This window comes from Acidaminococcus sp. CAG:542, assembly GCF_000437815.1.
Lineage (GTDB): Bacteria > Bacillota > Negativicutes > Acidaminococcales > Acidaminococcaceae > Acidaminococcus.
The window spans coordinates 1-6,520 of sequence record NZ_FR901996.1; the positions used below are offsets into that span (position 1 = coordinate 1).

The window sequence follows — 6,520 nt, forward strand, 5'->3', positions numbered from 1 at the left end:
ATTTCCTTGGGCATGGCTTTGGTTTCCGGCAGGAACCGGGTACCGAACCCGGCAGCCGGGATCACGGCTTTACGGACTTTCATCATTGGGCATTCTCCTTTGTTTCTTCATGGGCGGCCTTTTTGGGTGCTTTTTTGTTGAACCGCTGCATCAGTTCTCCCACGTCGGCTCCCTGCATCCAGGCTTCCACCGCATCGGCGGCCTGTTCCAGGGCGTCCTGGATCTTTTCCTTGTCCTCTCCCTGGAAGGGATGGAGCACGTGGCTGATCACCGCCTGTTCCTGGTGGACCGGGTGGCCGATGCCCACCTTGATCCGGGGATAGGCCTGGCTCCCCAGGGCCCGTTCAATGGATTTCAGGCCGTTGTGGCCTCCGGAAGACCCTTTCCGGCGGATCCGCAGGGTCCCCACCGGCAGGTCCATGTCGTCCTGGATCACCAGCACGTCTTCCGGGGGGATGTGGTAAAAGTTGGCAAAATCCGCCACTGCCGCCCCGCTGTTGTTCATGTAGGTGGTGGGTTTGATCACCCAGCATTTTTCCGGCATCCGTTTTTCCAGGTAAGCGGCATTGTCCGCCTTCCGCCAGGCGTCCGTGTCCCCCCACCTACTGGCCAGGATGTCCGCGGTCATGAACCCGATATTGTGCCGGGTCCCGGCATATTCCCGCCCGATGTTCCCCAGGGCAACAACTAGTTTCATAAGATTCTCCTATAAACGCAAAAAGGGTGCTGCACCGCAGCACCCTTTTACCCTTTAAATTTCAAACAGCTGGCTGATGGACAGCTGGTTGTAAATCCGCAGGATGGTCTCTGCCAGGATCGGAGCCACAGAAAGCTGGGTAATCTTCGGATGCTTTTTGTTGGGCGGCAGAGGAATCGTGTTGGTCACGATCAGTTCCTTGATTTCGGACTGGGCAATACGACTCAGTGCCGGATCCGTCAGGATGGGATGGGTTACGCAGGCGTAGATGTCCTTGGCGCCGAATTTCTTCAGAGCCTTGGCCCCTTCGCACAGGGAGCCGGCGGTATCCACAATGTCATCCACCATGATGCAGATCTTGCCTTCCACATTGCCGATCAGGTTCATGACTTCCGCCACACCAGGTTCCGGCCGTCTCTTGTCGATGATGGCCAGGCCGCATTCCAGACGGTTGGCAATGTTCCGGGCACGGCTTACCCCGCCCAGGTCCGGAGAAATCACCACCATGTCTTCCGGTGCAAAGCCTTTTTCCTTCACATAGTCTGCCAGGATCGGGCCCCCGGGCATATGGTCCACAGGAATGTCAAAGAAGCCCTGGATCTGGGCTGCATGGAGATCCACCGTCACCAGACGGGTGATCCCGGAAACGGTCATCAGGTCCGCCATCAGTTTGGCAGTGATGGGTTCCCGGCCCCGGGCCTTTCTGTCCTGACGGGCATAGCCGTAGAAGGGAACCACTGCGGTAATGTGCCGTGCGCTGGCTCTCTTGAAGGCGTCGCACATGATCAGCAGTTCCATCACGTTGTCGTTGACAGCCGGTCCGCAGGTGGGCTGGATCACAAATACATCCTTGCCCCGGACACTTTCATTGATCATGACCTGGACTTCTCCGTTGTTGAACCGGTTGATCACCGCGTCCCCAACCGTAGTTCCCAGATAGGCAGCGATTTCACGTGCCAGATCAGGGTTGGCGTTCCCGGAGAAAATCGCCATGTCTTCGCCTGTTTTATCACCCAACATACAATCAATACCCCCACTGCTTTATAATGTAATTCTATTAAAAAGTATACAACTCATTGAGGTTTGTGGCAAGGGAAAAAAATGAGAGGCAACAGCCTCTCATTTTTGGCCGCGGCCAAAAAAGGGGCCCAAGGCCCCTTTTTTATTTCTTATTCCGGTACTTCTCCGCCCAGCCGGGGATGTTCACCTGTTTCCCCCGGGCTACCCCCAGGGCGTTTTCCGGCACATCCTTGGTAATGGTGGAGCCGGCGGCGATGTAGCTGCCTTTGCCGATGGTCACCGGGGCCACCAGGTTGCTGTTGCAGCCTACAAAGGCGTCGTCCTCGATCACCGTCCGGTGCTTCACCTTCCCGTCGTAGTTCACGGTAATGGTGCCGCAGCCCATGTTCACCCCGCTGCCGATGTCGCTGTCCCCGATATACTGGAGATGGGGCAGCTTGGTGCCCACTCCCACATTGGAGTTCTTCACTTCCACGAAGTTCCCCATCTTCACCTTGTCCCCGATCACCGTGTTGGGCCGCAGATGGTCGTAGGGCCCCATATGGACCCCATTGCCCACCTGGCAGTCATGGGCGTAGGCGAACTGGATATGGGTGCCATTCCCCACTTTCACATTGGTGAACCGGACCTGGGGTCCCACTTCGCAGTCTTCCCCGATCTCCGTTTCCCCTTCCAGCCAGGTGAAGGGATAGAGCACCGTATCCCGGCCCACCTTCACGGATTTTTCCACAAAGGTGCTGGCAGGATCCATCACCGTGACCCCGCTGTCCATCAGTTTCCCCAGGATCCGTTCATTCATCACCTTCTGGGCCACCGCCAGCTGCCGCCGGGAGTTGATCCCCATAACCATGTCGAAATCCCCGGTTTTGATCCCGGCCACCGAGCGGCCCCGTTTCAGGCATTCCGCCAGGATGTCCGTCAGGTAGTATTCCCCCTGGGCATTGTCGTTCTTCAGGTTCACCAGCAGGTCGAACAGCAGGGGCAGTTCCACACAGTAGATCCCGGTATTGATTTCCCGGATTTTCCGCTGTTCCGGGGTGGCGTCCTTTTCTTCCACGATCCCGGTAACCTGGCCGGCATCGTCCCGGAGGATCCGTCCGTAGCCGAAAGGATCCGGAGCTTCCGCCGTAAGCACGCTGACCCCGGCGCCGTTTTTCAGATGGGTTTCATAGAACTTCTTCAGTTCCTCCCCTTCCAGGAGTGGCGTATCCCCGCAGAGGATCAGCGCCGTCCCTTTTGCATCTCCCAGCAGGTCCCGGGCCTGGAGCACCGCATGGCCTGTGCCCAGCTGTTCTTCCTGGACTGCCACCCGGGCCCGGGTCCCCAGAAATTCCGTCACCTGTTCGGAACCGAAGCCCACGATCACGATCTTGTCGTCCGCCCCTGCTTCGTCCGCTGCGTCCAGCACATGTTCCAGCATGGGCTTGCCGCTCAGTTTGTGCAGGACCTTGGGGAGCTTGGATTTCATCCGGGTCCCCTTCCCTGCCGCCAGGATAATTGCCGCCAAATCTGCCATTCTTCCTTGCCTCCTAAAAATTACCGCAGTTCAATTTTGTAGCCCGCCTTGCGCAGGGTATCCGCCACTTCTTTGGAATGCTGCGCGTTCCGGGTCTCCACATCCAGTTCCACCCGGGTCACACCCAGGGGCACGGACCGGTCTGCCCGGTCGTGGTTGATGTAGAGGATGTTGATTTTCATTTCTTCCAGATAGCTGACGAACTTCAGCAGTTCCCCCGGCCGGTCCACCATCCAGGTGACCATCCGGACCCGCCGGCCGGTGCGCACCAGCCCCCGTTCGATGATCTGGGAAATGGTGTTCACGTCGATGTTCCCGCCGCTGATCACCGCTGCCGCCCGGTCGCTGCCCGGGACGATGCGGTGCAGCAGGGCTGCCAGAGGCGCTGCCCCGGCTCCTTCCACCACCATCTTGCCCCTCTCCAGCATCAGCAGCATGGCGGCACAGATGTCCTCTTCGTTCACCAGCAGCATGTCGTCCACATATTTGTTGATCAGGTCCCAGGTGAGCTTCCCGGGGATCCCTACGGCGATCCCGTCGGCGATGGTCTTGCCCACCCCGTGGGTCACCCATTTGTTTTCCTTTTTGCACAGGTACATGGCCGGAGCCTGTTCCGTCTGGACCCCATACACCTTCACCTTGGGGTTCACCTGCTTCACTGCCGCGGCGATCCCGGCCAGAAGGCCCCCGCCCCCTACCGGCACCACGATGCTTTCGATGTAGGGATTCTGTTCCAGGATCTCCAGGCCGATGGTCCCCTGGCCGGCGATCACCGCCGGGTCGTCATAGGGATGGACAAAATAGGCGCCGGTTTCCTTCTGGATCTCCTGGGCCTTGGCCAGGGATTCGTCGAAAGTCTTTCCGTAAAGCACCACGTCCGCCCCGTAGCCTTTGGTGGCTTCCGCCTTGGCCAGAGGCGCCCCTTCCGGCATCACCACCGTGGATTTGCAGTGGGCCATCCGGCTCCCCAGGGCCACCCCCTGGGCATGGTTCCCGGCAGAAGCGGCGATGATCCCCTTGGCCTTCTGTTCCTCGCTGAGGGTCATGATGCAGTTGGAAGCCCCCCGGACCTTGAAGGACCCGGTGCGCTGGAGGTTTTCCAGCTTCAGGAACACGTCCCGCTCACTAATGGTGCTGAAGGTATGGTTGTGTTCCAGCGGGGTTTTGTGGACCAGCTTTTCCAGCCGCTCCTGGGCAGCCCGGATGGTTTCCAGGGTGATGGTTGTGTCTGTCATGGGAATCTCTCCTTTTTTGGGTATTGGGTACGGCAAAATATGATGGATCTGTTACAGCATTTCCGGGACGATGTCGATGGCTTTCGTCTCGTCATCCACCCCTTTCAGGGTCATCAGGGACGCATATTCGCTGACGATCTTCTTTTCCGGCTCCCGGCTGGCAATGAACAGGTAGGTGCCCACCACTTCGGCCCCCACTTCTTCCGCCAGTTCCTGCATGCCCCGGGCGGTGCCCCCCGCCCGCATGAAGTCGTCCACCACCAGTACCCGGCTCTTGGGGGCCAGGGCCTTCCGGGGCAGGCTCATGGTCTGGATCTTCTTGCTGGAGCCGCTCACATAGCTGATGGAAACCGCCGGGCCTTCAGTGATCCGGGCTTCCTTCCGGGCCATCACCATAGGGATGTTGAAGGCACGGGCAGTGGCCAGGGCCAGGGAAATCCCCTTGGCTTCCACGGTCATAATGTAGTCCGGCTGGAGTTCCAGGGTCCGCTGCATGATGATTTCCCCCAGCCGGAAGGAAATCTGGGGATCGAACAGCAGGTCGTTCATGTAGATCATTCCCCCTGGAAGCAGCCGGGCAGGGTCGTTGAGCCGTTTGGCCAGGGTCCAGAGGAATTCGTTGTCTGCTTCAGGAGAATGATAGGGAATGAACCGGACCCCCCCGCTGGCTCCCGCCACGGTTTCGATGATTCCCAGATCGTAGGTGGACAGCCCGTTCCGGACAGTCTGGACATCTTCGCTGAGGGTGCTTTTGGCCACGGCGAATTTTTCACAGAAATAGCTGAAAGGAAACAGCTGAAAAGGATGATCGTTCAGTTCTTTGGTCAGTGCCACAATACGTTCCAGTCGTTTGATCCGTGCCATTATGCATTCCCCTCCTTCTTGTTCCCTGCCTTCTGGTCAGCGTGTTCCTTTTCCTTGGCTTCGATGACCTTCAGCAGGGTCCGTTCCGCGTTTTCCATATGGGTCCGCACCGCCTTCTGGGCCTTGTCCACACTGCGCTGGGCAATGGCGTCATAAATGGCCTGGTGTTCCTTGATCATATCGTCCAGACGGCCGGGGTAAGGCATGGACCGGCCCCGGATGGCGGTGATCTGTTCCCGCAGGTTGCTGATGATGTTCATGCACCGGCGGTTCCGGCTGGCCTTGTAGATCACATCATGGAACGCCGTATCGTTTTCGATGATCCGGGGATAATCTTTGGCCGCCACCAGAGGCTTGTCCGCATCCAGCAGGGTCTTCATCTCCTTGATCTCGTCATCCCCGATCCGTTCCGCCGCCAGTCCCGCTGCCAGAACGTCCAGGGCCGTACGAATCTCGTACACTTCGTTGATGTCCTTGATGGAAATGTCCGCCACATAGGCGCCCCGCCGGGGGATCATCACCACCAGGCCCTCCAGTTCCATTTTCCGGATGGCTTCCCGTACCGGGGTCCGGCTGACCCCCATCTCTTCCGCCAGCTGAAGTTCCATCAGCCGCATCCCTGCCGGGAACTGTCCGCTGATGATGGCCTGGCGGATGTTGTCCACCACCACATCCCGCAGGGGTCTGTAATTGTCCAAAGGAATCTGTTTCAATTGCCGCACCATAATAAACTATGCCTCCTCAACCGTATGTGCCACTTCAAGTTGTATATCCTGCTGTCTCCCTGCCAGGTATTCTGCCGCCCGGGCCGCCGCCTGCCGGTCCGGGAAGATCCCGAACACCGTAGGGCCGCTGCCGCTCATCAGGGCCTTTTCCGCCCCCAGGGCCGTCAGTTCCTGTTTCAGCTCCTGGAGCACCGGATACCGGTTCACCGTCACCCGTTCCAGGTCGTTGCCCATCCTATCCAGGATCCCCTGCCGGTTCCCCTGGCGGATGGCATTTTCCAGTCCCCGGATATCCAGGGGCACCCGGCCGGGGGTCCGGTCCATTTCCCCGTAGACCCAGGCGGTGGATACCCCCAGGTTCCGGGGTTTGGCCAGGACCAGATCCAGCCGGGGCACCGGGGGCAGGACGGTCATTTTTTCCCCCCGTCCCCGGGCCCTCTGGGTGCCTCCGTACAGACAGAAA

7 protein-coding genes are annotated in these 6,520 nt (G+C 59.1%); all 7 read right to left on the minus strand.

The features are described 5' to 3' along the window. Nucleotides 1-82: 82 nt before the first annotated feature. Nucleotides 83-697, minus strand: a complete 615-nt coding sequence (gene pth / locus QVO43_RS00015; protein WP_022486597.1) for an aminoacyl-tRNA hydrolase — start codon at nucleotides 695-697, stop codon at nucleotides 83-85. Nucleotides 698-751: 54 nt separating this feature from the next. Further along, nucleotides 752-1,717 carry a ribose-phosphate diphosphokinase gene (locus QVO43_RS00020; RefSeq protein WP_022486598.1) on the minus strand — a complete coding sequence of 322 codons (966 nt, stop codon included), beginning with the start codon at nucleotides 1,715-1,717 and terminating at the stop codon, nucleotides 752-754. Nucleotides 1,718-1,859: 142 nt separating this feature from the next. Further along, the gene (gene glmU / locus QVO43_RS00025) at nucleotides 1,860-3,233 is read right to left on the minus strand and encodes a bifunctional UDP-N-acetylglucosamine diphosphorylase/glucosamine-1-phosphate N-acetyltransferase GlmU (protein WP_022486599.1); all 1,374 of its coding nucleotides are present in this window, start codon (nucleotides 3,231-3,233) and stop codon (nucleotides 1,860-1,862) included. 20 nt (nucleotides 3,234-3,253) lie between these two features. Then, the gene (gene ilvA, locus QVO43_RS00030) at nucleotides 3,254-4,468 is read right to left on the minus strand and encodes a threonine ammonia-lyase (protein ID WP_022486600.1); all 1,215 of its coding nucleotides are present in this window, start codon (nucleotides 4,466-4,468) and stop codon (nucleotides 3,254-3,256) included. Between the two features lie 51 nt (nucleotides 4,469-4,519). Then, nucleotides 4,520-5,332, minus strand: a complete 813-nt coding sequence (gene purR / locus QVO43_RS00035; protein ID WP_022486601.1) for a pur operon repressor — start codon at nucleotides 5,330-5,332, stop codon at nucleotides 4,520-4,522. Continuing rightward, nucleotides 5,332-6,057 carry a GntR family transcriptional regulator gene (locus QVO43_RS00040; RefSeq protein ID WP_022486602.1) on the minus strand — a complete coding sequence of 242 codons (726 nt, stop codon included), beginning with the start codon at nucleotides 6,055-6,057 and terminating at the stop codon, nucleotides 5,332-5,334. Before QVO43_RS00040 ends, purR begins: the two co-directional genes overlap by 1 nt. Nucleotides 6,058-6,063: 6 nt before the next feature. Beyond that, nucleotides 6,064-6,520, minus strand: a 457-nt coding sequence (locus QVO43_RS00045; protein WP_369678662.1) for a 4-(cytidine 5'-diphospho)-2-C-methyl-D-erythritol kinase, incomplete at its 5' end; no start/stop codon positions are given.

Coding starts and splice junctions, on each gene's coding strand:
- pth (WP_022486597.1), bottom strand. CDS start 697: ATGAAACTAGTTGTTGCCCTGGGGAACATCGGGCGGGAATATGCCGGG.
- QVO43_RS00020 (WP_022486598.1), bottom strand. CDS start 1,717: ATGTTGGGTGATAAAACAGGCGAAGACATGGCGATTTTCTCCGGGAAC.
- glmU (WP_022486599.1), bottom strand. CDS start 3,233: ATGGCAGATTTGGCGGCAATTATCCTGGCGGCAGGGAAGGGGACCCGG.
- ilvA (WP_022486600.1), bottom strand. CDS start 4,468: ATGACAGACACAACCATCACCCTGGAAACCATCCGGGCTGCCCAGGAG.
- purR (WP_022486601.1), bottom strand. CDS start 5,332: ATGGCACGGATCAAACGACTGGAACGTATTGTGGCACTGACCAAAGAA.
- QVO43_RS00040 (WP_022486602.1), bottom strand. CDS start 6,057: ATGGTGCGGCAATTGAAACAGATTCCTTTGGACAATTACAGACCCCTG.